The 25,279-nt window shown below is 59.0% G+C and carries 26 protein-coding genes; 9 read left to right on the top strand and 17 right to left on the bottom strand.

The window, feature by feature from the left end; genetic code table 11:
• Window positions 1-72 precede the first annotated feature (72 nt).
• The 3 genes from I9184_RS19030 to I9184_RS19020 all read right to left on the bottom strand — a co-directional run bounded on the left by I9184_RS19030 (window position 73) and on the right by I9184_RS19020 (window position 2,117).
• Window positions 73-1,284, bottom strand: a complete 1,212-nt coding sequence (locus I9184_RS19030; protein WP_171724893.1) for a flagellin — start codon at window positions 1,282-1,284, stop codon at window positions 73-75.
• A gap of 208 nt (window positions 1,285-1,492) precedes the next feature.
• Entirely contained in the window at window positions 1,493-1,852 is a 360-nt protein-coding gene (locus I9184_RS19025; RefSeq protein ID WP_152459294.1) for a flagellar biosynthesis protein FlgN, read from the bottom strand.
• The gene (locus I9184_RS19020) at window positions 1,842-2,117 is read right to left on the bottom strand and encodes a rod-binding protein (protein WP_209835434.1); all 276 of its coding nucleotides are present in this window, start codon (window positions 2,115-2,117) and stop codon (window positions 1,842-1,844) included. The genes I9184_RS19025 and I9184_RS19020 overlap by 11 nt, the downstream gene beginning before the upstream one ends.
• 110 nt (window positions 2,118-2,227) lie before the next feature.
• On the opposite strand from I9184_RS19020, the gene I9184_RS19015 reads away from it, so the two are divergent.
• Genes I9184_RS19015 through I9184_RS19005 form a run of 3 tightly spaced genes read left to right on the top strand, consistent with a single transcriptional unit; the run spans window position 2,228 to window position 5,037 of the window.
• Window positions 2,228-3,451 carry a flagellar hook-length control protein FliK gene (locus tag I9184_RS19015; protein ID WP_209835433.1) on the top strand — a complete coding sequence of 408 codons (1,224 nt, stop codon included), beginning with the start codon at window positions 2,228-2,230 and terminating at the stop codon, window positions 3,449-3,451.
• Window positions 3,452-3,454: 3 nt separating this feature from the next.
• On the top strand, window positions 3,455-4,117 hold the full coding sequence (locus tag I9184_RS19010; RefSeq protein WP_171637821.1) for a flagellar hook capping FlgD N-terminal domain-containing protein: 663 nt from the start codon (window positions 3,455-3,457) through the stop codon (window positions 4,115-4,117).
• Window positions 4,118-4,170: 53 nt separating this feature from the next.
• Complete coding sequence (locus I9184_RS19005; RefSeq protein ID WP_209835432.1) at window positions 4,171-5,037, top strand: aminoglycoside phosphotransferase family protein; 867 nt, start codon at window positions 4,171-4,173, stop codon at window positions 5,035-5,037.
• A 9-nt stretch (window positions 5,038-5,046) separates the two neighbouring features.
• On the opposite strand, the gene I9184_RS19000 is transcribed toward I9184_RS19005, so the two are convergent.
• The 5 genes from I9184_RS19000 to I9184_RS18980 all read right to left on the bottom strand — a co-directional run bounded on the left by I9184_RS19000 (window position 5,047) and on the right by I9184_RS18980 (window position 10,338).
• On the bottom strand, window positions 5,047-6,348 hold the full coding sequence (locus tag I9184_RS19000) for an FAD-binding oxidoreductase (protein WP_209835431.1): 1,302 nt from the start codon (window positions 6,346-6,348) through the stop codon (window positions 5,047-5,049).
• Entirely contained in the window at window positions 6,345-7,163 is an 819-nt protein-coding gene (locus I9184_RS18995; RefSeq protein WP_152459300.1) for an ABC transporter permease subunit, read from the bottom strand. The genes I9184_RS19000 and I9184_RS18995 overlap by 4 nt, the downstream gene beginning before the upstream one ends.
• Window positions 7,160-8,050: an ABC transporter permease subunit gene (locus tag I9184_RS18990; RefSeq protein WP_171637827.1), complete on the bottom strand. Its 891-nt coding sequence runs from the start codon at window positions 8,048-8,050 to the stop codon at window positions 7,160-7,162. The genes I9184_RS18995 and I9184_RS18990 overlap by 4 nt, the downstream gene beginning before the upstream one ends.
• Window positions 8,050-9,177, bottom strand: a complete 1,128-nt coding sequence (locus I9184_RS18985; RefSeq protein ID WP_171205253.1) for an ABC transporter ATP-binding protein — start codon at window positions 9,175-9,177, stop codon at window positions 8,050-8,052. Before I9184_RS18985 ends, I9184_RS18990 begins: the two co-directional genes overlap by 1 nt.
• 75 nt (window positions 9,178-9,252) lie before the next feature.
• Window positions 9,253-10,338 (bottom strand): polyamine ABC transporter substrate-binding protein, encoded by a 1,086-nt coding sequence (locus I9184_RS18980; RefSeq protein WP_171724889.1) that lies wholly within the window; start codon window positions 10,336-10,338, stop codon window positions 9,253-9,255.
• A gap of 140 nt (window positions 10,339-10,478) precedes the next feature.
• On the opposite strand from I9184_RS18980, the gene I9184_RS18975 reads away from it, so the two are divergent.
• On the top strand, window positions 10,479-11,162 hold the full coding sequence (locus I9184_RS18975) for a GntR family transcriptional regulator (RefSeq protein ID WP_171637831.1): 684 nt from the start codon (window positions 10,479-10,481) through the stop codon (window positions 11,160-11,162).
• Window positions 11,163-11,239: 77 nt separating this feature from the next.
• Entirely contained in the window at window positions 11,240-12,637 is a 1,398-nt protein-coding gene (locus I9184_RS18970; protein WP_209835430.1) for an aspartate aminotransferase family protein, read from the top strand.
• A gap of 53 nt (window positions 12,638-12,690) precedes the next feature.
• Here the strand turns inward: I9184_RS18970 and I9184_RS18965 are convergent, their stop codons facing one another.
• Together I9184_RS18965 and I9184_RS18960 are read right to left on the bottom strand one after the other, a co-directional pair.
• A complete protein-coding gene (locus I9184_RS18965) occupies window positions 12,691-14,007 on the bottom strand; it encodes a lytic murein transglycosylase (protein WP_209835429.1) in 1,317 nt (438 codons plus the stop codon).
• 62 nt (window positions 14,008-14,069) lie between these two features.
• Window positions 14,070-14,783 carry a YafY family protein gene (locus I9184_RS18960; RefSeq protein ID WP_209835428.1) on the bottom strand — a complete coding sequence of 238 codons (714 nt, stop codon included), beginning with the start codon at window positions 14,781-14,783 and terminating at the stop codon, window positions 14,070-14,072.
• 85 nt (window positions 14,784-14,868) lie between these two features.
• Here I9184_RS18960 and I9184_RS18955 point away from each other — a divergent pair, with 85 nt between their 5' ends.
• Together I9184_RS18955 and I9184_RS18950 are read left to right on the top strand one after the other, a co-directional pair.
• Window positions 14,869-15,567 carry a glutathione S-transferase family protein gene (locus I9184_RS18955; protein ID WP_171724885.1) on the top strand — a complete coding sequence of 233 codons (699 nt, stop codon included), beginning with the start codon at window positions 14,869-14,871 and terminating at the stop codon, window positions 15,565-15,567.
• A complete protein-coding gene (locus tag I9184_RS18950) occupies window positions 15,564-15,950 on the top strand; it encodes a DUF1801 domain-containing protein (protein WP_171637841.1) in 387 nt (128 codons plus the stop codon). The genes I9184_RS18955 and I9184_RS18950 overlap by 4 nt, the downstream gene beginning before the upstream one ends.
• Here the strand turns inward: I9184_RS18950 and rnr are convergent.
• Genes rnr through dapE form a run of 3 tightly spaced genes read right to left on the bottom strand, consistent with a single transcriptional unit; the run spans window position 15,941 to window position 19,965 of the window.
• Window positions 15,941-18,199 carry a ribonuclease R gene (gene rnr, locus I9184_RS18945; protein WP_209835427.1) on the bottom strand — a complete coding sequence of 753 codons (2,259 nt, stop codon included), beginning with the start codon at window positions 18,197-18,199 and terminating at the stop codon, window positions 15,941-15,943. The two genes, I9184_RS18950 and rnr, sit on opposite strands and share 10 nt — an antisense overlap.
• 47 nt (window positions 18,200-18,246) lie before the next feature.
• Window positions 18,247-18,822, bottom strand: coding sequence for a TIGR04282 family arsenosugar biosynthesis glycosyltransferase (locus tag I9184_RS18940; protein ID WP_171637845.1), 576 nt, complete (start codon window positions 18,820-18,822; stop codon window positions 18,247-18,249).
• A 3-nt stretch (window positions 18,823-18,825) separates the two neighbouring features.
• Window positions 18,826-19,965, bottom strand: a complete 1,140-nt coding sequence (gene dapE, locus I9184_RS18935; protein WP_209835426.1) for a succinyl-diaminopimelate desuccinylase — start codon at window positions 19,963-19,965, stop codon at window positions 18,826-18,828.
• 210 nt (window positions 19,966-20,175) lie between these two features.
• Here dapE and I9184_RS18930 point away from each other — a divergent pair, with 210 nt between their 5' ends.
• A complete protein-coding gene (locus tag I9184_RS18930) occupies window positions 20,176-21,234 on the top strand; it encodes a transporter substrate-binding domain-containing protein (RefSeq protein WP_171637850.1) in 1,059 nt (352 codons plus the stop codon).
• On the opposite strand, the gene I9184_RS18925 is transcribed toward I9184_RS18930, so the two are convergent.
• On the bottom strand, window positions 21,231-21,575 hold the full coding sequence (locus I9184_RS18925; protein WP_171637852.1) for a hypothetical protein: 345 nt from the start codon (window positions 21,573-21,575) through the stop codon (window positions 21,231-21,233). The genes I9184_RS18930 and I9184_RS18925 overlap by 4 nt on opposite strands.
• 338 nt (window positions 21,576-21,913) lie before the next feature.
• On the opposite strand from I9184_RS18925, the gene I9184_RS18920 reads away from it, so the two are divergent.
• Window positions 21,914-22,633: a hypothetical protein gene (locus I9184_RS18920; RefSeq protein WP_209835425.1), complete on the top strand. Its 720-nt coding sequence runs from the start codon at window positions 21,914-21,916 to the stop codon at window positions 22,631-22,633.
• Window positions 22,634-22,772: 139 nt separating this feature from the next.
• Here the strand turns inward: I9184_RS18920 and dapD are convergent, their stop codons facing one another.
• From dapD to I9184_RS18905, 3 genes are all read right to left on the bottom strand, one after another.
• Window positions 22,773-23,600 (bottom strand): 2,3,4,5-tetrahydropyridine-2,6-dicarboxylate N-succinyltransferase, encoded by an 828-nt coding sequence (gene dapD, locus I9184_RS18915; RefSeq protein ID WP_171119955.1) that lies wholly within the window; start codon window positions 23,598-23,600, stop codon window positions 22,773-22,775.
• 108 nt (window positions 23,601-23,708) lie between these two features.
• Entirely contained in the window at window positions 23,709-24,308 is a 600-nt protein-coding gene (locus tag I9184_RS18910; RefSeq protein WP_171119956.1) for a GntR family transcriptional regulator, read from the bottom strand.
• Between the two features lie 44 nt (window positions 24,309-24,352).
• The gene (locus I9184_RS18905; RefSeq protein ID WP_209835424.1) at window positions 24,353-25,264 is read right to left on the bottom strand and encodes a threonine/serine dehydratase; all 912 of its coding nucleotides are present in this window, start codon (window positions 25,262-25,264) and stop codon (window positions 24,353-24,355) included.
• Window positions 25,265-25,279 lie beyond the last annotated feature (15 nt).

The following is a 25,279-nucleotide window of genomic DNA, read 5'->3' as shown; positions in this document are numbered from 1 at the left end:
ATCCTTCCAAAGGGCCGTCATCAGGCAGTCATTGATGGGGCGCGAAGAACGCGCCCCAACCGATTTCGCGAATTAGCGGAACAGCGACAGAATCGACTGCGGTGCCTGATTGGCGATCGAAAGCGACTGTGTTGCCAACTGTTGCTGAACCTGAAGCGCCTGTAGCCGCGCCGAAGTCTCTTCCATGTCCGCGTCGACCAGAGACCCGATACCTGACTTGAACGAGTCGGACAGGTTCGAGATGAACTCTTTCTGAGTTTCGATCCGGCCTTGGGAGGAACCGAAAGCAGCTGATGCATCGATCGAAGTATCGATCAGCGATTCAACGGCGGCCAGGGCAGCGGTCGCACCCGCACCGGTCGATACATCAATGCCGGCCAGCGCGCCAAGACCACCTGCGCCGGCGTTCACGAATTGAGCCGAGAATGAAATGTCAGAGCCCGTACCGTTGGTGATGGACAGGGTTCCTGCTGTACCCGAGTCATAGTCGACGGTCAGACCGGTAATCCCAAGCTCTTCAATCTTCGATTTCAATCCAACGGCAACCAGATCACCGGTTGTTGTCGCGGCGGCGTCTTCGGCAGACACGGTATAGGACACGACCTGATCGTTGATCGCGACGACAACCTTGTCGCCGGCGGCAAATGCACCGCTGGATTCGTCGGTGACCAGCGCGGTCGCAGCAGTCGCGCCGTTGTCGATGGTTGCGCCGACGCGATCGTTGCCTGCCGATGCGCCGGTCGAACCGTCAAAAACCTGCTTGGTGACATAACCGCCGGTTGACAGGTTCTGCCCTGCAACGGTGATCGACGATGCGGTCACGGCCCCGGTATTGTCACGATCCAACGACGCCAGAACCGAAGCGGAACCAGCAGAGCCGTCAACCAGGTTCAGGCCATTGAACTGCGCTGCGCTGACAACGGACGCAATCTGATCTTTCAGAGCAGTCACATCATCATTGATTTTACCTCGATCAACGTTGTCTTCCTGCGCGGCGACGATCTTGCCTTTCATCTGGGTCAGCAGATCAGTGACGGTTTCTGCGGCATTCCGGGCAACGGCGACGGTCGATTCGCCAAGCGCGAGGCTGTCCTTGATGGCGTTGAAACCTTTGACGTCCGACTCCATCACTTTGGAAATCGCCCATACTGCCGAGTTGTCCTTGGCCGTTGCGACATCCTTGCCGGTCGAGATCGCGTTCTGGGTCATCGCCAGGTTTTTGTTGACCGACTTGAGAGTTTGCAGCGCAACCATCGCGCCATTGTTTGTCAGAATGCTGGACATAGCTTTCATCCTTTTCGTTCGGGCCATTTTGCCCATGTTCACCCCGCACTATTTGCGGGCATTGGTGTCTTTCTGACCTGTGCGACGCGCCGCGTGGCCGTTCGCGCCACCTGTTGATCTCAGGTGCAACACCACTTTTGAACTCGATCCCCTAACGGAGTGCTAAAGCGCCCGGCCCAGAAATTTCGGATTTGAATCAAAATTCTGCCTATGCCCGCTTTTCCAGCTTTGCCGTGCTGCGCACCGCGAATTCACTTCGCTGTCCGTCTGCACCATAGGTGCTGAATTCCTGCCGAACGCGCCGCAATTCAGCCATTCGGCTGGCGACCGCCCGGATGCCTTCAGCCGCGCTGTTCAGCAGCGCCTGATTGCGCTCGGCTTTCTGTTGGACGCGAATCAGTGCCTCACTTTCCAGCACCTGAAGATCATTGATTGCCCCGATCAGCTTTTCTTTTTCAGGCACCATGCTGGACAAACGGTCCAGATCCCCCTGCACAAGTGCTGCACGTTCCAAATCCAGGACTTCTTCCAAAGACTTGATCAACGCTTTATCGGCCTTAGAAGTCATCGGTTTTCTCCATCAGTGACTTGAACAGAATTTCGGAAAGGCCCACGCCGCCGGACCGGGCCAGTTGCTGCGCCTGATGTTCAACAAGCATCGAAGAAAACTGATCCTCACCGGCGCCACCGCCAAAGGACTGACGGGTCTTTCCCAACCCGGCAGATTTCAGCATTTCGGCCAGAAACGCGGCCTCCAGCTCTATGGCGGCGTTTTTCAGCCGGGTCTGGGGTGACTGTAATTGAGATACGTGAGGAAGGGTGGAAACCTTCATGGCATTCTCCGAATTTGCTTCGAACTTTCTCGATCAAAGGTGAAAGCGGTTAAAATAAACGTAACTTCCTACAGGCAGTGTTCCGACCAGTCACACGGAGCCGGAGCAAAATGCCCAACCCCCTAACGCTGGCGAACGCAACGCCGACCACAACCGAGAAAGCCGTCACATCTCGTAAGGCTCCGGGCCAAAACACTGGCTCGGAGAGCTTTCAGGATATCCTCGGGCAAGAGGTTGGTGCCACCGGCCGCCCTGAAGGCGAAAACGCTGCCATCAATGCCGAGCTGAAAATTGTCGAATCAAAGCCCGAACCTGTGCCGGAGACAACGGCCGAGGCATCTGAAACGGCCCATCCCACCCCGATTTCAGAACACATCGGCGAACAGCAACCCCCTTCTGCATTCCTGGAAACCCCGGACCTGGACGAGGTAAAGGTGGTGCCGGTTCAGTTGGCGGAGGTAAATCAAGCACCCTCGGAAACACTGAAACAACCACCGGTATCAGTACCAAAAGGTTTGCCCACACAAAGCGACACGCCTTCCCCGGTTCCGGCGCTCTCGCAGAAGGCGCTGGGTCCGACGTCCCAACCTGTGCAAGTGACAGCCATGACCGAAATCGGCCAGATGTTTGATCAGCTTGCAAAGCCCACAGGCACGGTCGAACAAACGGGGGCCGTCCCCTTTCCGCTGGACCCTGAAAAGAAGCCGTTGCCCGAAGTGAACATTCCGACGCCCAAACCGTCAGCGCCTGACCGGGCGCCCTCGGTGGCGCAGCTTCAGCTGATGGCAACTGCCGTTGAAGCCGAACCCGTGGCACCCGTTATCGAAGCTGAGGCCCTGCCGGCCGCCAGAGAGGAACCTTTGCCGCTGACCTCGCGTGAGTCCGCGCCTCAAATTACGGTTCCGTCCACTGCTGCCCGAACGGAAATCGCCCGGTCGATTGCTGGTCAGCTGTCAGCAGCTGTCCAGACTCGTATCGGATCAGGAGCAACGGAAATAGCGCTGAATCCGGAAGAGCTTGGGCGTGTGTCGATTGTTCTGAACGGTCGGGAGGACGGCCTGCAAATCACCATTGCGACCGAGCGCCCGGAAACCCTCGAATTAATGCGGCGTCATTTGTCCGTTCTGACAGAAGAGTTTCAGAAGCTGGGTTATGGGGATCTGAGCTTTGACCTGGGAACCTCTTGGGGTTCTAGCGCACATCAAAAGGATGCAAACGACGCTGACACACAATCCCCTTCACATTCTGAAGCTGCGCCGCATGAACGGATCGATCACACAACTTCCCAAACACAGTATCTGGCCTCGGGCCAAGGCATCGACATGAGGTTTTGACCAATGATTACGCCTGTCAACACCGCGCAGCCCTTTGCGGATCAACAAAAGGCCGGGGCATCTCAGAAATCCGCGATTACGTCCGACTTTGAGACTTTCTTGCTGATGCTAACGGCGCAGGCAAAGAATCAGGATCCGCTGGAGCCGATGGATTCGACCGAATATGCGTCTCAGTTGGCGCAGTTCTCGATGGTCGAGCAACAAGTCCAGACCAATGACCTCTTGTCCAACCTGGCCAACGCATTGGGCGGCACAAAACTGAACGAGCTTGCAAGCTGGGTGGGCATGGACGTCCGTTCGACATCAGCCTTTCACTTTGCCGGCCAGCCCGTGACATTGTTTGCCCAGGCCGACCCTGATGCGGACGCGACGAAATTGGTGATCCGCGACAGTGACGGCACGGTGATCGATAATGTCACCGTGCCCACGACAACTGAGGAGTTTGTTTGGGCCGGAGTGGATTCCTCAGGCAATCCATTGGCATCAGGCAACTACACCGCAACTCTGGAAAGCTACAAGGGCGACAAGTTGCTCTCCGAAAAACCTGTCGCCGCCTACAATCGCGTCGTCGAAGCACAGGTTGGCGACGATGCTGTTTTGCTGACCTTGCAGGGCGGTCAGGTGGTTCCCGCAACTCAGGTCACCGCAGTCCGAACTGGTGCTTGATCTGTCGGGCGGGACGGGCCAAACCTTGGCAAATCGACTCGCCATAAGAAGTGATGGAACCTCTGCCCGACCTGCCTGCCCCCCCTCGTGATCTGGTTGACCATCTCCACGCGCAAGGATTGGTCAACGCGCATCCCCGGTTCGAGACCTTGTACGGCGGGCGCACCAACAGGGTGTGGAAGGTCAAGGGCCGCGACAGTGACAAAGTCCTGAAACTCTACAGCACAGCGTTGCGCAATCCTTTGTTTCGCAATGATGCAGAGTTGGAGGCCCAATGTCTGAAGGCGCTTGGCACCACGGGCTTCGTGCCAAGGCTGCGGGCCACAGGGCAATACAAAGAAGCCCGTTGGGTGTTTTACGACCACGCCCCCGGAGCCCCCTGGCGGCAGGATTCAGCCCAGGTTGGCGCCTTGCTGCGCAAGCTTCATACCCTGCCCATTGCCGTCCAGGCGCCAGCCGGATGCAATGGCAGCGCAGACTTGCGCGCTCATGGAAAAAGAATTCTGCAAGGCTGCACGTCAAACGGGCGCGACGAACTCGCTGATTTGCAACCTTCAAATTCGGTCGCACCCACGCAACAGACGTGCCTGATCCATGGCGACCCCGTGGCAGGCAATATCCTGGTGGCGACCGGTGGTCTGACCTTGATCGACTGGCAATGCCCGGCCCAGGGCGATCCCTGCGAAGACCTTGCGCTGTTTTTGTCGCCCGCTATGCAGCAGCTTTACCGAGGCTCACCGCTGTCGAAGAAAGAGGAAGACCAGTTTCTTTCGGCCTACGGCAGGCCCGAAATCGTCGCGCGCTATGAACAGCTCAGGCCATGGTATGCGTGGCGCATGGCGACGTATTGCCTCTGGCGCGCTGAAAATGGTGCGCCCGATTACGCGACAGGTTTGAACTTGGAAACCGCAATTCTGTAACACCCCGCCTCATCGCAGGTCGGCCAGTGCCAGCATGGCGTAGGCTGGCGGCATGAGCACACGGCGCCAGCGACCCAAAGGAAACCGACCCGGTGTTTGCGTCATCACGACCGGCAGCCCGGAGTCCTGCCCCAGAACCAACCGCGCCAATGCTCGACCGCAATACGTGCCCATGGCGACGCCGTTGCCGTGATATGCAAAACCGGCGAACATCCCCGGTTGATCTGGAACGGGGCCGACAAAAGGTGTCAGGGCCCGCGACAGGCACACCAAACCGGACCAGATATGAGTGACCTCGACCGTCGACCAAGCAGGAAACATATGTTTGAAATCCTGCTGAACCTTTCGCCGAATGGCTGCTTCAGCCTCGGCCGATGACCGCAGGCCGCCCCTCATACCAAACAGAAAGCGCCCGTCCGGCATCAGGCGGAAATAGTGCAACAGATTGCGCGTGTCATAGCACATCTGATCCGATGTCCATCCCTGTGCCATCTGTTCGGTTTGGCCAAGGGGTCGCGTTACCATGACGGTCGACTGGGCAGGCATGTATCGTCCGCACATCCAGGCCGGGATATCCTCGCTGGAGTAGCCGTTGGTACACACCAACACCGCCTGCGCTTTGACTGGCCCGCTCTGCGTTTGCAACACAAAGCCGGACGCCGTTTTTTCAACGCTCAGAACTGGGGAATTCCGGAACAGATGCGCGCCCATTGCTTCGGCAGCTCGGGCAATCCCGAACAGGTATTTGCGGGGATTCAACCCGAAACCAACCGGCGAAGTGTATCCACCATGAAACGCGCCACCCATGCCCTTCGCGGGCAGGTCTCTGGCTTCGTGCAGGGTTCCCGCCTCGTCGGCATTGCGGCGCAGCATGTCCATCGCCCGCCTGGAATGCGCCAGCTGGGTTTCCCCGTTGGAGTGGGTATCCGCATCGATCTGATGCTGTGCCAACAGATCAGCGACCAGTCGGACCGCTTCCTGTTCCGCTGCCGCATAGTCCAAAGCAGCATCGCGGCCAAATCGGCGCTGCATGGATGCGTGGCCAAGTTTTGAGCCGCCAAGACAGCAAAACCCGCCATTTCGGCCCGAGGCACCCCACCCCGGTGCGCCGGCTTCGAACACCGCAACCGAAGCATCTTCAGCCAAATGCAGAGCAGCCGAAACGCCTGTAAATCCACCGCCAATAATGGCCACATCCACATGCATGTCGCCCTGGAAGTTCGGCCAATCCGGGCTGGCAACAGTTTCGTCCCACCAACAGCCGTCGCGAGGTTCGCTGCCATAGGCGTAGTCTGGAAAAATCCGCTTCATTCGGTGCGCGCTGCGGCCATTTCGTCCTGCTGCTGACGTACCATCGCGCGTTTGGTCACAAGCGAGGCCGTGATTACCCCGACCGTCACCACAGCGATCATGATCGTCGACAACGCGTTGATTTCCGGGCTGACACCAAGGCGCACAGCCGAGAATATCTTGATCGGCAATGTCGTCGCCGACGGCCCCGAAGTGAAGGATGCAATCACCAGATCATCAAGTGACAAGGTGAAGGCCAGCAACCAGCCCGAGATTACCGCAGGTGCGATGATCGGCAGGGTAACAAGACGGAAGGCTTGCGCGGGCGAACACCCAAGGTCCAGCGCAGCCTCTTCCAGCGACCGGTCAAAGGTGATGAGGCGCGAGGATACGACAACGGAAACGAAACACATCGAAAAGGTCGTATGCGCCAGAACGATGGTCAGAATACCCCGATCCAGGCCGATGCCGATAAACAGCAAAAGCAGCGACAGGCCGGTGATCACTTCGGGCATGACCAGCGGTGCATAGATCATGCCGGAAAACAGTGTCCGACCAAAGAAACGCCCGCTGCGGACCAGCACATAAGCGGCGGCCGTTCCAAGAATTGTCGCCAGCGTCGACGAAAAGACCGCGACCCGGATCGTGACCCAGGCGGCATCAAGGAACGCTTCGTTCCGCAGCAGCTCTCCGTACCATTTCGTCGAAAACCCGGCCCAGACCGTGACCAGCTTGCTTTCGTTGAAGCTGAAGACGATCAGGATGATCATCGGGATGTACAGAAACGCAAAACCCAGCGTCAGCGAAACCGTGTTGAACCAGCTCAATCTGTTCATCCCTCGGCCTCCGCCTGTTTCTGCTGGTTGCGCTGGAACAGCACGATGGGAATGACAAGGATCAGCAGCAGCACAATGGCCACCGCACTTGCCACCGGCCAGTCACGGTTCGAAAAGAACTCTTCCCACAGAACCTTGCCGATCATCAGCGTACCGGAACCACCCAGAAGGGATGGGATCACGAATTCACCGATCACAGGGATCATCACCAGGAAACACCCTGCAATGATGCCGGGCTTGGATAGCGGGATGGTTACCAGCCAGAAGGCCTGCAAACGCGAACACCCCAGATCCTCGGCCGCTTCGATCAATGATCCGTCCAACCGCTCCAACGCAGAATAGATCGGCAGGATCATGAAAGGCAGATAGGTGTAGACGATGCCGATATAGACGGCAGTTGACGTGTTCAGGATCGTCAGCGGCGTCGAGATGATACCGGTCCACAGCAAGATCTGGTTGAGGTACCCTTCGTTCGACAGAATGCCCATCCAAGCGTAAACCCGGATCAGGAACGAAGTCCAGAAGGGCAGGATGACCAGCATCATCAGTGTCGGTCGCCATTCCTGAGGCGCGCGGGCCATGCCGTAGGCAATGGGATAGCCCACCAGCAGTGTCAGGAAGGTCGAAATCAAAGCGATCTTGACGCTGGACAGGTAGGCTTTCCAATACAGGTCGTCCTCGGTCAGCCAGACATAATTCTCCAGATCAAGCTGGCTGAAAAACTCCTTTATCCCCGCCCAACCGGCAGACAGGTCCAAAGTCGGAGCATAAGGCGGGATGGCAAGCGCGGTATCCGACAGCGAAATCTTCAGAACGATGAAGAACGGCACCAGAAACAGTGCCAACAGCCAGACGTAAGGAATGGCGATCAGAACGGCGCGGCGCATCAGTTGGCCAACAGAACCGCAGCCGTGGCTGTCCAGGACAGCCAGACCGGGTCTTCCCAGGTGAAAGAACGGCGCGAGATGCGGCGGGTGTTGGCCGTCTGCGCCTTGATGATTGTGCCGTTTGCCAATTCAACGTGATAGGTGGACAGATTGCCCAGATAGGCAATGTCGTGAACCTTGCCCTGCACGGCGTTGACCGCATCGACGGGCCGTTCGGCAGAGATTGTCACTTTCTCGGGGCGGATCGCCAGATGGCAGGGCTGGCCGTCTGAGAAACCGGCAGGCGAAGATGCCGTGAACGGGGCCTGACCTTCGGCCCAATCGATCTGATAGGCGTCCTCTCCGGATGGAGTCGCGCGGCCTTCGATTATGTTCACATCTCCGATGAAGTCAGCGACATAAACAGATTCAGGGTTTTCATAGATGCGATCCGGGGTGGCCACTTGCTTTAACTGGCCTTGATCCATCACCGCGACGCGGGTGGCGACTGTCATCGCCTCTTCCTGATCATGAGTGACGATGACAAAGGTGGTGCCGGTCTTTTCCTGGATATCCATCAATTCGAACTGGGTATCCTGACGCAGCTTCTTGTCCAACGCGCCCAGCGGTTCATCCAGCAGCAGAAGCTTGGGCGCTTTGGCCAACGAGCGCGCCAGTGCGACGCGCTGCCTCTGACCGCCCGAGATCTGATGCGGTTTGCGACGGGCGAACTGTTCCAGCCGGGTCAGGCGCAGCATCTCTTCGACCCGATCTTCCAGATCGTGCTTGGGCATGTTGTCTCGGCGCAGACCGAAAGCGATGTTTTCCCAGACACTCAGATGCGGGAACAGGGCATAGGACTGGAACATCATGTTCACGGCCCGTTTGTTCGGCGGGATGGGGTCAATATCCTGCCCGCCCAGCAGGATATGGCCTTCGGTCGGGGTCTCGAACCCGGCCAGCATCCGCATCATCGTTGTTTTGCCGCACCCAGAAGGGCCTAGCAGGGCAAAAAACTCACGTTCGAAAATATCCAGAGACAGGTTGTCGATCGCCGTGAACTCGCCAAAGCGCTTGGTCACGTTCTGGAACTGGATCAAGGGTTTCGCCTGTGGGTCATTCCACGGCGCAAAAACGTCAGAACTCAAAGCAGCCCCCGCATGGTCAGTTTGGACAATAGTGCGGCGGGGCGATCGCCAGACCGCCCCGCGCTTTTGACCGGATCAGGTGCCTGACTTGATCTTGGTCCAAAGACGGGTCACGACCCGCTGTGTTTTCGCGGGGTACGGAGTCGTGATGTACAGGTTCTGCATCGTGGCTTCATCCGGATAAATTGCCGGATCGCCGATCACGTCTTCCTCAAGAAACTCCTGAGACGCCTTGTTGCCGTTGGCGTAGTATACGTAGTTGGACGCAGCAGCCATGTTGTTGGCATCCAGAATGAAATTCAGGAACTTGTGCGCACCTTCCGGATTCGGCGCGTCGGCAGGAATTGCCATCTGGTCGAACCACATCAACGACCCTTCTGCGAACGGGTGGTATTCGATGTTCACACCGTTGTCGGCTTCGGCCGCGCGGTCCCGCGCCTGCAAAATATCACCGGACCAACCCACGGCTACGCAAATATCGCCATTGGCCAGCGCGTTGATGTATTCCGAACTGTGAAACTTCTGGATGTAGGGGCGAACGCTTGTCAGAACGTCTTCGACCTTCTTGATCACTTCCGGGTCATGGCTGTCGGGGTCTTCACCGATGTACTGCAAGGTCATCGGTATCATTTCGGCTGGCGCATCAAGTAAGTGAACGCCACACGAGGCCAACTTTTCCATATTTTCTGGCTTCAGAACCAAATCCATGCTGTTCAGGGCCACGTCGTCACCCAAGACTTCCCTGACCTTGTCGACGTTCACGCCGATGCCCGTCGTTCCCCACATGTAGTTGATCGAGTAGGCATTGTTCGGATCATATCCTGCGGTACGCTTCTGAATCACGTCCCACAAATTTTCCGCATTCGGCAACTTGGCCATGTCCAGTTCCTGAAACGCGCCCGCCTGAATCTGGCGTTGCAGGAATGTGCCCGACGGCACCACCACATCGTATCCCGAACCACCGGCCAGCATCTTGGTTTCCAAAACCTCATTGCTGTCGAACACATCGTAAATCAGGGTCAGACCGGTTTCTTCCTCGAATTTGCTTAGCAATTCTTCGTCGATATAGTCGGACCAGTTATAAACACGCACCTCTTCGGCGAATGCCGCCGAAGTCCCCAATGCGATGACCGCTGTCATGGTCAGCGTTTTGATTGTCATATTCTTCTCCCTGCAAGTGTACGGCTATTTTCCCGTTTTTTTGGATTTGATCAAGTTTTGCGTTTTCCCTCGATCCAGCGTATGGTTTCACGAGGTCTGTCACCTGACAAGTCAGGGTTAGTCGAAATGGGAAGAACCGATTGGATTTGATCAAAAATAAGGCATCTGCGTCGATAGTCGACAAAGGGAAACAGCCCGCGCATGAGCAGGTTTATCAAACGCTCAGATCACAGATCCTGTTCGGCGAATTGGTTCCGGGCCAGCCTGTCACGATCCAGGGCCTAACTGATTCGCTGGGTGTTGGCATGACACCGGTGCGCGAAGCCATCCGCCGGTTGATCTCGGACGGGGCATTGGTGTTCCAAGGCAATCGGCGTGTAAGTGTGCCGCTGCTGTCCCCGGGCGATATCCAGGAAATGATCTTTGCAAGAACCTCAATAGAATCAGAGCTTTCAAGGCGCGCGACGTCGAATTTGCAGGCCGAGGATATCGATCATCTTGAGCGGCTTGATACGCATTTGGACCGTATGATCGCCGACGGGGATGTGGGCGGATATCTGCGTCTGAACCAGGCGTTCCACGAAACGCTGTACTCTCATGCAAACGCACCGATTCTCAGTGATCTCGCCGAAAGGCTTTGGTTGCGGTTCGGCCCTTCGCTGCGTGTCGTGTGTGGTCGATTCGGGACTCAAAGCCTGCCGGATCGACACAAGGATATCATTTCCGCTTTGCGCGAAGGCGACGCCGAAAAAGCGGCAAAGGCAACGGCTCAGGACATCGAACAAGGCATGGAATTGATGTCGGACGCCCTGACTTCCGCTTAACTCAGCCTGATTCGATTGACAGCGATGAATTTGATCATATTGTGATCCGCAACCGCGTTCTTGTAGGAGATTCTCCGATGTCCACCATAACCAACCATATGCCGACCGCCGAATTGCAGGCGCTGGATGCGGCGCATCACATCCATCCTTTCTCGGCCAATGGTGCGCTGGGGCAGGAAGGGGCCCGCGTGATTACACGCGCCAGCGGGGTTTACCTGACCGACAGCGAAGGTGAGGAAATCCTGGACGCAATGGCAGGACTTTGGTGCGTCAATATCGGTTATGGCCGCGATGAGCTGGCCGATGTCGCGGCGCGTCAGATGCGCGAACTGCCCTACTACAACACCTTCTTCAAGACGACCCATGTGCCCGCAATCGCACTGGCGGCCAAAATCGCCGAACTGGCACCAGGTGATCTGAACCATGTCTTTTTCGCAGCTGGCGGGTCCGAGGCAAACGACACCAACATCCGCCTCGTGCGCACATACTGGGCCGAGAAGGGGCAGCCGGACAAAAATATCATCATCAGCAGGAAAAACGCGTATCACGGGTCTTCTGTCGGGTCGGCTTCGCTGGGCGGCATGGCAGGTATGCATGCGCAGGGCGGCATTCCGATCCCGAACATTCACCACATCAACCAACCGAACTGGTGGGCGGAAGGCGGCGACATGTCGCCCGAGGAATTCGGCCTGGCCCGCGCGCGCGAGCTGGAAGAGGCCATACAGGAGCTGGGCGAGGACCGTGTCGCGGGCTTTATCGCCGAGCCGGTTCAGGGTGCAGGCGGCGTGATTGTGGCGCCCGATACCTACTGGCCGGAAATTCAGCGCATCTGCGACAAATACGATATCCTGTTGATTGCAGACGAGGTGATCTGTGGGTTCGGCCGAACCGGCAACTGGTTCGGATCGCAAACCGTGGGCATCAAACCGCATATCATGACCATCGCCAAGGGGCTCAGCTCGGGCTATGCGCCGATCGGCGGGTCCATCGTGAATGATGAGATCGCCGAAGTGATCGGCGGGACGGAATTTAACCACGGGTACACCTATTCCGGCCACCCCGTCGCTGCCGCCGTGGCGCTTGAAAACCTACGCATTTTGGAAGAAGAGAAGATCGTCGAGCATGTGCGCGACGTTGCAGCCCCCTATCTGAAACAGAAATGGGAGGCCCTGGTCGATCACCCGCTTGTGGGTGAGGCGAAGATCGTCGGAATGATGGCCTCCATCGCTCTGACACCCGACAAAGCCAGCCGCGCCAAATTCGCGTCCGAGCCCGGAACGGTCGGCTATATCTGCCGTGACCGTTGCTTTGCCAACAATCTGATCATGCGTCATGTGGGCGACCGCATGATCATCTCGCCGCCGCTGATCCTGACCCCGGCAGATATCGACGAGATGTTCGTGCGGATTTACAAATCTCTGGACGAAGCACAGGCGGAAATCATCGCTCAGGGACTGATGAAAGCCGCATCCTGAGATCAGAAAAAGGTTCTATTAAGGGGCGGCCCGTCTGGGTCGCCTCTTATCGTTCACCGCAACCGCTCCAAAAGTGTCGCAGTTGGATAGCCGTCCGGCACCAAGCCCTGCGCCAGTTGGTAGGCGCGAACCGCATTGATGGTATTCGGCCCTGTACGCCCATCGATACCCTTTGTATCGAACCCCGCATTGGTCAGGCGGGTTTGCAGTTCTTTCTTCTCGGTGAAGCTTAGCGCCCGCTCCCCTCGGGGCCAGTCGGACTGAAACGGTGCGCCACCCGCAAGCCGGTCGGACAGGTGTCCGATACCGATCACATAAGCATCGGCCCCGTTATAGGCCTCGATCACGCTGAAATTGTCGAAAATCATCAGCGCCACGCCATGCCTCCCGGCGGGCAAAAGGATTGCGGCTTGCCCGTGATCCAGGACCGGTTTGCCGTCACGCCCCACCACGCCACGCGCCGCCCAATCTGACGGCAGCAGGGTGAAGTCCCGTTTGGCGGTGGCATAGTCGAACTCTTCGGGCAAGCGCACCTCGACGCCCCAGGGCTGCCCCTTTTTCCAACCGTGTCGCGCCAGATAGGACGCGGCCGAGGCCAGCGCATCCGTCGGATCATCCGACCAGATGTCTCGCCGACCATCGCCATCGAAATCAACTGCGTGATCCAGATACGAAGTTGGCATGAATTGCGTGTGCCCCATCGCACCTGCCCAGCTGCCCAGCATGTTTTTGGCGCTGACATCGCCTGCCTGCACGATCCTCAGCGCGGCGATCAACTGCGTTTCAAAGAACTGCGCCCGCCGTGCATCAAAGGCCAGCGTCGCCAAGGAACTCAGCGTCCGGTTGCTGCCACGATAAGAGCCGAATGATGTTTCCAACCCCCAGATCGCCGTGACCACTTCCTTTTCTACGCCATATACCGCCTCGATTTGCTGCAACACCTGCCGATGTCGTTGCATCGCGGCACGACCATTGGAAACGCGCGTGTCCGAGACGGCGGAATCCAGATACGCCCAGATCGGTTTCGAAAATTCGGCCTGATTGCGGTCTCGTTTCAGGATGTCCTCGTCAAAGATCATGTCCGGGAACACCCTGTTCAATGTTCTTTCCGATATACCCTGCAGCTTCGCGCGCTCGTGAAACGCGCCGAGCCAGGCCTGAAACCGTGCGGTCACGGCCGCGGACACCCGCAAAGCCTCAACCGTCGGGCGCGGGACCGGACGGATCGAAACCGCCACATCCGCCGAGGCCAGCTGTATCGTTTTGCCGGACACTGCACTGTCTGGCCAAGTCGTATTTTCTGATATGTCCGCCTGCACCATGGATGCCCACAATGCGACGGTCATGACGCCGCCTACGCATTTTTGCATTCCGATTTTTCCTGATTACTGCTCGACCTCAGGGTAGCGCAAAATCGGCGAATCACAAAGTCTCAGGCGTCCTCATCGCGTTCTTGCGCGTCGCGCGCTGCGCGGATTTGCGCCAAAACTTCGCGCAGCATGGGCACCCGGTAAGGTCTAAAGCTTTGATCTGTCACGGACATGTCCTGCATGCGATCCAACCGGAAGACGCGAAAATCCTGTCTCAGGTGGCACCAGCCGAGCAACACATTTGATCGATCCATATAGACGATGCTCAGCGGGTTGACCCGTCTTTGTGTGGCATCGCCCTTTGCATCCGTATACGAGAACTCGATCGCGCGTTCGTCCCACGTCGCCTGCCGTAAAATGGCCACGTCGATTGTCGGCGCGGGCGGGCGATTGAACCGCGTTGCCGCCAGAACCGCGTGGCTCAGCCGATGAGACTGACGCTGTGGCAATCGCCCCTGCAATTTCCGCAGGGCGGCGCTGGCTGCATCTGACAAGGCCGGGTCACCAATCACCTGAACTTCGCGCAGGCCAAGAACCAGGGCCTCAAGCTCGTCATCGGTGAAACCCAATGGCGGCAAAGTGGCATCTTCAATCAGGGTGAATCCAAACCCTGCCTCACCGTCGATAACGGCCCCCAGACCACGCAGCGCGTCAATATCCCTGTGTATCGTTCTGGCAGAAACACCCAGATCCTGCGCCAGTTGTTCAGACGTTCTGGGCGATGGGCCAGAACGCAGGGCTTGCATCAGTTGGAACAATCGGGCGGTGCGGGACATGATGAACCCTAGCCTATCCCTAATGACAAAAACTGTCATCAGCTCGGTTTACTCATCCGGCACGTCAAATATACGGAGCCACGCGATGCTGACCCTTCTCACCTATCCTTCCGCCTTCGGACTGTTCAGCGCCAGTCCGTTCTGCGTCAAGACAGCCTTGATGCTTCAGCACTCCGGTCAGGTCTGGCAGCGTTCGGACATGCTTGACCCGCGCAGGATGCCGCATCAAAAACTGCCAGTGCTGCGCACGCCAGAGCGGTTGATACCGGACAGCGATCTGATCCGCGATTGGCTGGAACGGAAGGGGGCGGAGTTCGATCAGGGGCTTTCGGATGTGGAAAAAGCGCAATCCCGCGCGCTGGTACGAATGGCCGAAGAGCATCTGTATTTCCACATCGTTCTGGACCGCTGGGGCAATGACGAGGTCTGGCCAATCCTTCGCGAAACCTTTTTCACCGGAATTCCGACCCTGATCCGAAAGCCGGCGTCCAATGCGATCCGAAAATCCGTTCTGAAAGGAATCAGGTCACAAGGGATCGGCCGGTTCTCGTTGCCTGAGCGCCTGGACCGGGTCGAACGCGATCTCGAGGCGATCTCGGCCCATCTGTGGCAATCCCGCTTCCTGCTGGCGGATCAACCGACTTCAGCAGATATGAGCGTCGGCCCAATGCTCGCCGCCATGCGCGCAACGCCTGCCGATACCCCACTGACCCGAAGGATCAAACAAGATAATCTGTTGAACAGTTACGTAGACCGGATGGAACAGGCGATACCGATTGCATGAAACCTTTTGATGACCCCACAGTCGCCTCGGCCTTTGAAGCCATGCCCCCGCAAGCACGCGCGGGGGCCCTGGCGCTTCGCGATCTGATACTGAATACAGCAGAGTCTCTGCCCACCGCCAATCCATTGCGAGAAGAGCTGCGCTGGGGCCAGCCCGCCTATCTTGCCCCCAAAGGGTCAACGATCCGGCTGGGGGCTCACAAATCCGCGGATTTCGCACTGTTCGTGCACTGCCAAAGCCGATTGATCGGTGATTTCACCACGGCCTTTCCGGGCGAGGACCGAATTGACGGGAACCGGGCCATTCTGTTCGATGACCCGAGCCAGATCGATGAAACCCGCCATGGCTGGCTGATTGCCCGGGCGCTGACCTATCACCTTTGACGGCGCTTGCGTTCGACCTTGCGCTTGATCTTGTCCTTCTTGCGCTTGGTGCTGGCTGCCTTGCGTCGCGTCGACCGCTTGGCGGGCCCGCGCCCGCGCGGCAGGGCCTGATCGTCGATGGACAGCAGTTCCAGCTCCAACCCGCCGGTCACAGGTGTCGCCTCGGTCAGCCTCACCGTGACCCGCTGGCCGATGGCGATGATCAGCCCGGAATCCGAGCCCATCAGCGTTCCGGCCTCTCGATCAAAATGGAAGAATTCGCGCCCCAAAGACCGCACCGGCACCAGGCCATCCGCGCCCGTTTCGTCCATTTTCACGAAGGCCCCGAACCGGGCAATGCCACTGATCCGCCCGGTGAATTCGTTGCCCACACGTTCGCTGAGATAGGCCGCCAGATAGCGGTCGGTCGTATCGCGCTCGGCCATCATCGAGCGGCGTTCGGTATCCGAAATATGCGTGGCCGTTTCTTCGAGCCGGGCAATTTCATCCTCGGTCAGCCCGTCCTTGCCCCAGCCATGGGCCGAGATCAGCGCCCGGTGCACGATCAGGTCTGCATAGCGCCGGATGGGCGAGGTGAAATGCGCGTAATTACGCAGCGCCAGCCCGAAATGGCCGAAGTTTTCCGGGCTGTAATAGGCCTGCGCCATCGACCGTAAGGTGCTGAGATTGATCAGCTCGGCATCCTCGGTGCCGGCGGCGGCATTCAGCAGCGCGTTCAGGTGACGGGTCTGGAGCACCTGCCCCTTGGCCAGATTCAGCCCGGCGGCCTGCGCCGTCTCGCGCAGGCTTTCCAGTTTTTCGGGCGCGGGTTCTTCGTGCACCCGGAACAGCAGCGGGCTGCGCTTGGCGATCAGCGTCTCGGCGGCGGCCACGTTGGCCAGGATCATGAATTCCTCGATCAGCCGGTGCGCGTCCAGCCGGTCACGGAAGGCCACGCTTTCGACCTCGCCCTTGTCGTTCAGAACGATCTTGCGCTCCGGCAGGTCCAGCTCCAGCGGCTGGCGATCAGCACGGGCCTTTTTCAGCGCGGCATATGCAGCATAAAGCGGTTTCAGAACGCTCTCCAGCAACGGCCCAGTGCGGTCGTTCGGATGACCGTCGATGGCCTCTTGCACCTCGGCATAGTTCAACGAGGCTGCCGAGCGCATCAGACCGCGCACGAACCGGTGACCGATCTTGTTGCCATCCGCGTCGATCTGCATCCGCACCGCGATACAGGCGCGCGGCACGCCTTCGTGCAGCGAACACAGATCACCCGACAGACGGTCGGGCAGCATCGGCACGACGCGGTCGGGGAAATAGCTGGAATTGCCGCGCTTGCGCGCCTCGCGGTCCAGCGCGGTGCCGGGCCGCACATAGGCGGCGACATCAGCAATGGCGACCCAGATCACATGACCGCCCGGGTTTTTCGGGTCGTCATCAGCATGGGCATAACAGGCGTCGTCATGATCGCGCGCGTCCGAGGGATCGATCGTCAGTAAAGGCATATCCCGCAGATCCTCGCGGCCTTTCAGGCCGACAGGTTTGGCCTTGTCGGCCTCGGCAATCACCTTGTCGGAGAAATCATCCGGGATGCCGTGCTGATGGATCGCGATCAACGAAACGGCCTTGGGCGCAGTAGGGTCGCCCAGCCGTTCCACGATACGCGCGCGTGGCAGCCCCATGCGGTTTTTCGGCCCGGCTTGCTCGGCCTCGACCAGTTCGCCATCCCTGGCGCCCAGCGCAGCGCCTTCGGCCACCAGCCATTCGGTCGATCCGGCCTTGTCGATCGGCACGATCCGCCCGCCTTCGGCCCCTTTGCGGAAGATACCCACGATTTTCCGAGGGTTCGTTCCGATACGGCGGATCAGGCGGGCTTCGTAATTGTGATCTTCCTCATGCACCACGGTCAGACGAGCCAGAATGCGATCACCTTCGCCCAGCGCCGGGTCGCTGGCGCGAGCAATGATCAGAACGATGGGCTCGACCCCCTCGCCATGCCATTCCAGCGGCCGCGCGAACAGGTCGCCATCGGCATTCGGCGCCTTTACCTGCAACACGCTGACCGGCGGCAGGCGATCCGGGTCGCGGTAACTGCGCTTGCGCTTCTCAAGATGGCCTTCGGCCTCAAGCTCTTTGAGGATACGTTTCAGATCAATCCGATCCGCGCCCTTGATGCCAAAGGCTTTGGCGATATCGCGTTTTGAGGTCAGGGTGGGGTTCGCCGAGATCCAGTCCAGGACCTCCTGCTTGGTAGGGATGCGAGTCATACGTCCGGCCTAGCACGCGTTTGCGACCGCGTCATGACCAAAAAGCCTCAGGGGTCAAGATCGGCAACCGTATCCACATCGCGCAGTTGATCAAGCAATGACACCCGACCGCCAGAAATCGAGGCCAGCGTGTCAGCCAATGCGTGTTCTGTCGACCAGCGCACGTTTTGGAACAGACTTGCCGGCAAGGCTGCATATCGTTGCGCGCCGACCAGCCAATAGCCACCATCCGGGGCTGGCCCAAACACCATTTGAGAACACCCCAATGCGTTGAAAGCACGGGCAATATGGCGGCGCGAAATGCCCGGAATGTCCGCACCGATCAGGCAAACCGGGCCCTTGGGCATCCCGCGCAGCATCCGCCCCATACGATCCCCCAGGTCCCCACGCCCCTGCGCGGCGCGCGGCAGGTCAGCGGGCCATACCCGGCTGTTCAGACCCTGCTGATCGGGTGAGACGGCCAAAACGATTCGCCAACGGGGATCACGCAGCCGCCGGATCAGGGACCGGGTCTGGTGCCGAAACCACCACGCCGCCGCGACCATGCCGATTTCTCGTCCAAGCCGCGTTTTAACGCGGCCCGGTTGAGGTTCCTTCACCATGATCACCAATGTGCGCTGCATGGATCAGGCGAAATAATCGGTCAGGATGCGGCTATAAATCGATTTGAGTTGCTGGATCTGGGCCACCTCGACGCACTCGTCAACCTGATGCATCGTGCGACCGACCAGACCGAACTCTACAACCGGGCAATGGTTCTTGATGAAACGCGCATCCGACGTACCACCGGTCGTCGAAAGCTCGGGCGTTGCGCCTGTTTCCGCCTCTACCGCCTTGGCCACCAGATCCGACAAGGGCCCCGGCGGGGTCAGAAAGCTTTCGCCTGAAATCTTGATTGCGACATCTATTTCAACGCCGAACCGAGCGGCCACCTGATCTGCTTCCGACTTCAGCCAGTCGCTCAGGCTGGCCCCGGAATGCAGATCATTGAATCGAATATTCACCGTTCCCTTGCACTGCGCCGGGATTACGTTAGTGGCCGCATTCCCGGCGTCGATTGTCACCACTGCCAATGTCGAAGCATCGAAGTGGTCCGTGCCCTGATCCAGTTCGTGCCCCGCCAGCCGATCCATCAGCCGCGCCATGGCTGGCAACGGGTTTTTGGCACGATGCGGATAGGCCGAATGCCCCTGAACACCGGTGATCGTAAACCATGCGGTCATCGACCCCCGACGGCCGATCTTCATCATTTCACCCATCTTGTTCGGGCAAGTGGGCTCACCCACCACACAGACAGACATATGTTCATCGGCGCCGTCCATGTAATCCAGCAAGGCGGTCGTGCCATCCAGCGCGTCGCCTTCCTCGTCGCCGGTGATCGTCAGGATGATGGCTCCGTCAGGCGGGGTGTCGCGCACGAAATCGATTGCCGCCGCCGCAAACGCCGCAACGCCGGATTTCATATCCGTTGCCCCACGCCCATACATCACACCATCGCGTATTTCGGCCCCGAAAGGCGGCATCGTCCATGCGGCTTCGTCGCCGACCGGCACAACATCAGTATGGCCGTTGAACCCGAAACTGCGCGGATGGCCTTTCTGGCCCCATCGTGCGAACAGGTTGCTGACGCCACCACGGTCGACACGCGTGCATTCAAACCCCGCATCCGCCAGCTTCGATCCCAGCAGAACGAGCGCGCCGCCCTCGGCTGGTGTGACCGATGGGCAACGGATCAGATCGGCTGTCAATTGGACGGGGTCGGTCATGCAATGGCCTCTGGAACGGTGTCTTTCGCGGGTTCGCGCACAGATTCAACGAATTGGCCGGTTTTCCAACCCCAATTCGCAAAAATATCATTTCACCCGACTGAGCAGATATCAAAGCGATACCCTGACAAATCATGGCGGTTTACCCGGCGACCATCTTGCCGCCAGCCGCGCAATCGCGTTACAGGGCCGCGAAACAGGTGAATGAAAATGAAGCGCGCATTCTACGCACTGATCTGCCTGACTTTCGCCGTCCTAGCGCAGCAGAGCATGGCACAGTCCCTCACGGTCACGACGGTGACCCGCCCCCCGTTTTCCTATGTCGAAGACGGTGCGGAAACCGGCTTTTCGATGGATCTGCTCGCCGCGCTGGCAGAAGCGCTGAACTGGGACTATTCCATCAATCGGGTGGATTCATTCTCGGATATGCTGGAGGCGGTTCAGAATGGGTCCGCCGATCTTGCAGTCGCCAATATCTCGATCACTGCGCTGCGGGAAACGCAAATGGACTTCAGCCAGCCGATCTTTGAGGCGGGCCTACAGATCATGGTGCCATCGGAAGCCGCGCGCCAGCCTTCGCTGCTGCATGCGCTGCTCTCAAAAGAGCTTTTTATCGCCATCGGCCTGGCCTTCGCCATTCTGTTGGGCGGCGGCATGTTGATGTGGAGCTTTGAGCGCAGTGCTCAACCCTATTTCGACCGCAAGCTGAACGAGGCATGGTTTCCCTCGTTCTGGTGGGCGCTGAACCTTGTCGTGAACGGCGGGTTCGAAGAGAGGATGCCGCGCACGCCTTTCGGCCGGCTTCTGGGTGTCATTCTGGTTGTTTCGTCACTGTTCATCGTGTCCGTTTTCACGGCCCGCATCACCTCGGTCATGACGGTGGATGCGATCTCGGGCAGCGTGAATTCGGTGAATGACCTGTATGGCAAAAATGTCGGGACAATCTCGGACTCGACCGCGGCAAGTTTTCTGAACCGGCGTGATATTGAATTCACCGGCTATCCCGGGCTGGAGCAGATGCTGGATGCGTTCCAGTCCAAACAACTGGATGCTGTCGTATTCGACGCGCCGATCCTGTCTTACTATGCGGCCCATGAAGGCCGGCGAACGGCGTCGATGACAGGCGGCGTCTTCCTGCGCGAGAACTATGGCATCGCTTTCCCGACCGGGTCGCCTCTGGTCGAGGATGTCAACCAGGCCCTGCTTTCGTTGCGTGAAGACGGTACTTATGACGAAATCTATCGCAAGTGGTTCGGTATGCGGAACTAGGCCGGCGCCTCGTCCCCGAAGAACGGTGTCATCTGCGCGACGATCACGGCGTTTTCATCCAGGGCACGCTGCATCAGGGCACGTTCGTCAGGTTCGATGTCATGTCCCTGTGCCTCACGCTCGGCCAGGGTCCCGTAGCCGGTGACATCCAAAGGCGCGGTGTCGGCCTGCTTCAGAATAGCCACCGTCTCGCGCACGGCCTCGGCTTCGTCCACGCCGCTGGCGTAGCAGATCAGTGCCGCCCCCGTCGCACCGTCCGGCAGCCCGTCGCCGTCCTTGCGGCCGATCTGGACCAGAAGGGTATAGACTTGCTGACGAGAGGGCTTCTTTTGCTTTTCCATGGGCCCTGCATTACGCGCGGTGTTTTGGAGGGTCAACTGCTTCCATCGATCCAGGCTTTGAGCGTGGAATCTTCCGCAGCCCCCTGCCCGGCCCACAAGCCTAGAGGATTTGAAGGAATGCGACTCAGCAAAGCCCCTTCCCCATTTTCGCCCAAAAATTGAGCCGCGCTTCAACTCCATTCCTTAAGTTGAATCGGGCACATTTTTGCCACATTTTGACCTCAATTTTAGCCATTTCCTGCTGAGTTCGACGCGTTTCCTGCCTTTCACAACGGTGAAGAGAAGCCAACCCTAGGATGGTGCCACTGCGTAAGTCATTTTTTTACAGGAGAATTAAAATGAGTGTTCTGTCCAAGTTAATGATGACAACTGCAAGTGTGATTGTGCTTTCCGGGGTACCTGCTGTCGCCGTGCTGTCTTTTGTGACGCCAAGTGCAGCTTACGCCCAAGACGGCGGTGGCGACAACGAAGGCGGCGGCGACAACGAAAGCGGCGGCGACAACGAAGGCGGCGACGATAACGAAGGCGGCGACGATAACGAAGGCGGCGGCGATAACGAAAGCGGCGGCGACAACGAAAGCGGCGGCGACAACGAAGGCGGCGACGATAACGAAGGCGGCGACGATAACGAAGGCGGCGGCGATAACGAAAGCGGCGGCGACAACGAAAGCGGCGGCGACAACGAAGGCGGCGACGATAACGAAGGCGGCGACGATAACGAAGGCGGCGGCGATAACGAAAGCGGCGGCGACAACGAAGGCGGCGACGATAACGAAAGCGGCGGCGATAACGAAAGCGGCGGCGACAACGAAGGCGGCGGCGATAACGAAAGCGGCGGCGACAACGAAGGCGGCGGCGATAACGAAAGCGGCGGCGATAACGAAAGCGGCGGCGATAACGAAAGCGGCGGCGACAACGAAGGCGGCGGCGATAACGAAAGCGGCGACGATAACGAAAGCGGCGGCGATAACGAAAGCGGCGGCGATAACGAAAGCGAAGGCACGGAAACCAACGCAGGAAACTCAGAAGTTGACGCTATGCAGGGTGAAAATCGCTGACCCACACAGAGCGTTCGTCTGAGCCAGGACACAATCTCAGGACAGGCTCTGACCAAGGTGCGGTCACATACGCGTAACACCCCAAAAACTGGAAAGGCCGGAGCGGGTCAGCTCCGGCCTTTCTGTACAACCGGGGCGATCAGTCCCGCAGCAATTCGTTGATGCCGGTTTTCGACCGGGTCTTTTCATCCACCCGCTTCACGATCACCGCGCAATACAGGCTGATGTTGTTCTTTGACGGCATCGAACCCGCGACGACCACGGAATAGGGCGGGACTTCGCCATATGTCACTTCGCCGGTTTCCCGATCCACGATCTTGGTGGATTTGCCGATGAACACGCCCATCCCCAGAACCGAGCCTTCGCGGACGATGCAACCTTCGACCACCTCGGAGCGCGCGCCGATAAAGCAGTTGTCCTCGATGATGGTCGGGCCGGCCTGCATCGGCTCCAGCACGCCACCGATACCTACGCCGCCCGACAGGTGGACATTTTTGCCGATCTGCGCGCATGAGCCGACGGTCGCCCAGGTGTCGACCATGGTGCCTTCATCCACATAGGCGCCAAGGTTGACAAAGGATGGCATCAGCACCACGCCCGGCGCGATATAGGCCGATTTGCGGACAACGCAGTTGGGAACCGCGCGGAACCCGGCCGAGCGCCATTGATCTTCACCCCAACCAGCGAACTTGCTGTCCACCTTGTCCCACCAGCCGCCGTCCTGCGGACCGCCTGTCTGAATTTCCATGTCCTTGATGCGAAAGCCCAGCAGAACCGCCTTTTTGGCCCACTGGTTCACGTGCCAGTCGCCGTTTTCCAGCTTTTCGGCAACACGCAGCGACCCGCTGTCCAGCGCGTTCAGCGTGTCTTCGATCGCTTCGCGTTGTTCACCTGCCGTGGCAGGTGTGATCGTGTCGCGCGCCTCCCAGGCGGCTTCGATGGCGGCTTCCAGTTGCGCGTTGGACATGGGGCGTCTCCCTACAGAATCTGTTCATGTTGGTTTGGCCTATACGCAAGCCGGGCCCATGGCGCAATGCGACGAACACGGGCCGTTTTGCGTCTGAAAGGCCCGCAATCAGCTGGCGCGGCGTATATGTCGGGTCAGAATACCTTTTGCCGTGCTCAGGTCCTTCCGCCTGAGTGCCTGAACAAGTGCGGCGTGATCCTTGTCAGTTTGCTGCACCCATTTCGACCGCCAGTGCGCAAACAAGTGGCGTGCGCTTGCGATATGCAGATCGTCGATGGTGTGCAACAGACGGGGCAGCCCGCAAGGTGTCAGGATGGCGCGATGGAATGCTCTGTTCAACGCCTCCCATTGGGGCATCGTCTGCGCCTCGTCACAGGCGATGCGTGCGCGGTCGATCTTGTCCAACGCGACCGGAGACATGTTCTGCACCGATTGCTGCAACGCCAGTGTTTCCAGCGCCACGCGCATTTCGATGACCTCTCGCACCTCTGCCGGGTCCAGCGCCGTGACCCGCATGCCCCGGCGCGGCTCGTGCCGGGCCAGTCCATGCGCCTCAAGCCGCAACAGGGCTTCCCGCACCGGAACATGGCTGGTGTCGAAGGTGCGGGCAATATGATCCTGCCGCAGCTTTTCCCCGGCGCTCAGCTCTCCGGTTATGATTTGCTGGCTGAGGTTCTGGTAAATCGTGTCCGAGATCGTAGCGGTCATAAATTATAGATAAAATCTACGACAGCTATCCTCAACCAGATAATTCACCCCGCAAGCGGGTCCGGCGCGACATTCGCACCACACACCAGAACGGCCACGCGCTCGCCCGGTTCGGGCCGATACACGCCCGAGGTCAAGGCTGCCAACGCCGTGGCGCCCGCCGGCTCCACCAGAATACGATGCGCCTGCCACAACGTCTTCTGAGCCGCCGCGATGGCATCATCCGACACCAGGACCGACGTCATCCCCTGTGCCAGGTCGAAACAGATCTGCCCAATCCGGCGCGCGCCAAGCGCATTTGCCGCGATGCCGGATACGGAAACATCCACCGGCTCACCGGCCTGCAACGCCGCATTCAATGCACAAGAGGTCTGGGGTTCGACCGCCACGACCTTGCGCGCTCCGTCAAACCAGGCCAACGCCCCGGCGATCAGCCCACCCCCGCCCACGGCGACCAACACCGTATCTGCCTGTAGGCCCTGCGCATCCCATTCCGCAAAGCAGGTCCCCTGCCCCGCCACGGTAGCCGGCGCATCATAGGCGTGAATCTGCATCGCGCCGGTCTCCGCTTCATGCGCCTGCGCCTGTGTCAGCGCATTGGCGTATTCGCCGGGCACAACGCTCAGATCCGCGCCGGTTTGCCGGATCAATGCAATCTTGGATGGCCCCGCCAGTTCGGGCACGAAAATCTTGGCCGGATAACCAAGCGCCTGCGCCGCAAAGGCCGCCGCTGCACCATGATTGCCACCGGATGCAGCCACGACACCTGCATCGGGCACGTCGAGGCTCAGCAACGTATTGAACGCACCGCGCGCCTTGAAACTGCCCGTGTGCTGCATGTGCTCCAGCTTCAGCTCAATGTGATGGCCCGGAACTCGGCTCTCGATCACCGGCGTCACCTGCGTATGCCCGGCGATACGATCCCGCGCCGCTGATATTTCGCTCTTCCAATTCATTCTTGTCTTTCCGTG

It is taken from the genome of Ruegeria sp. HKCCE3926 (assembly GCF_017872515.1).
Lineage (GTDB): Bacteria > Pseudomonadota > Alphaproteobacteria > Rhodobacterales > Rhodobacteraceae > Ruegeria.
The sequence above is the reverse complement of the archived record's forward strand: the minus strand, read 5'-3'. Positions and strand labels throughout refer to the sequence as shown.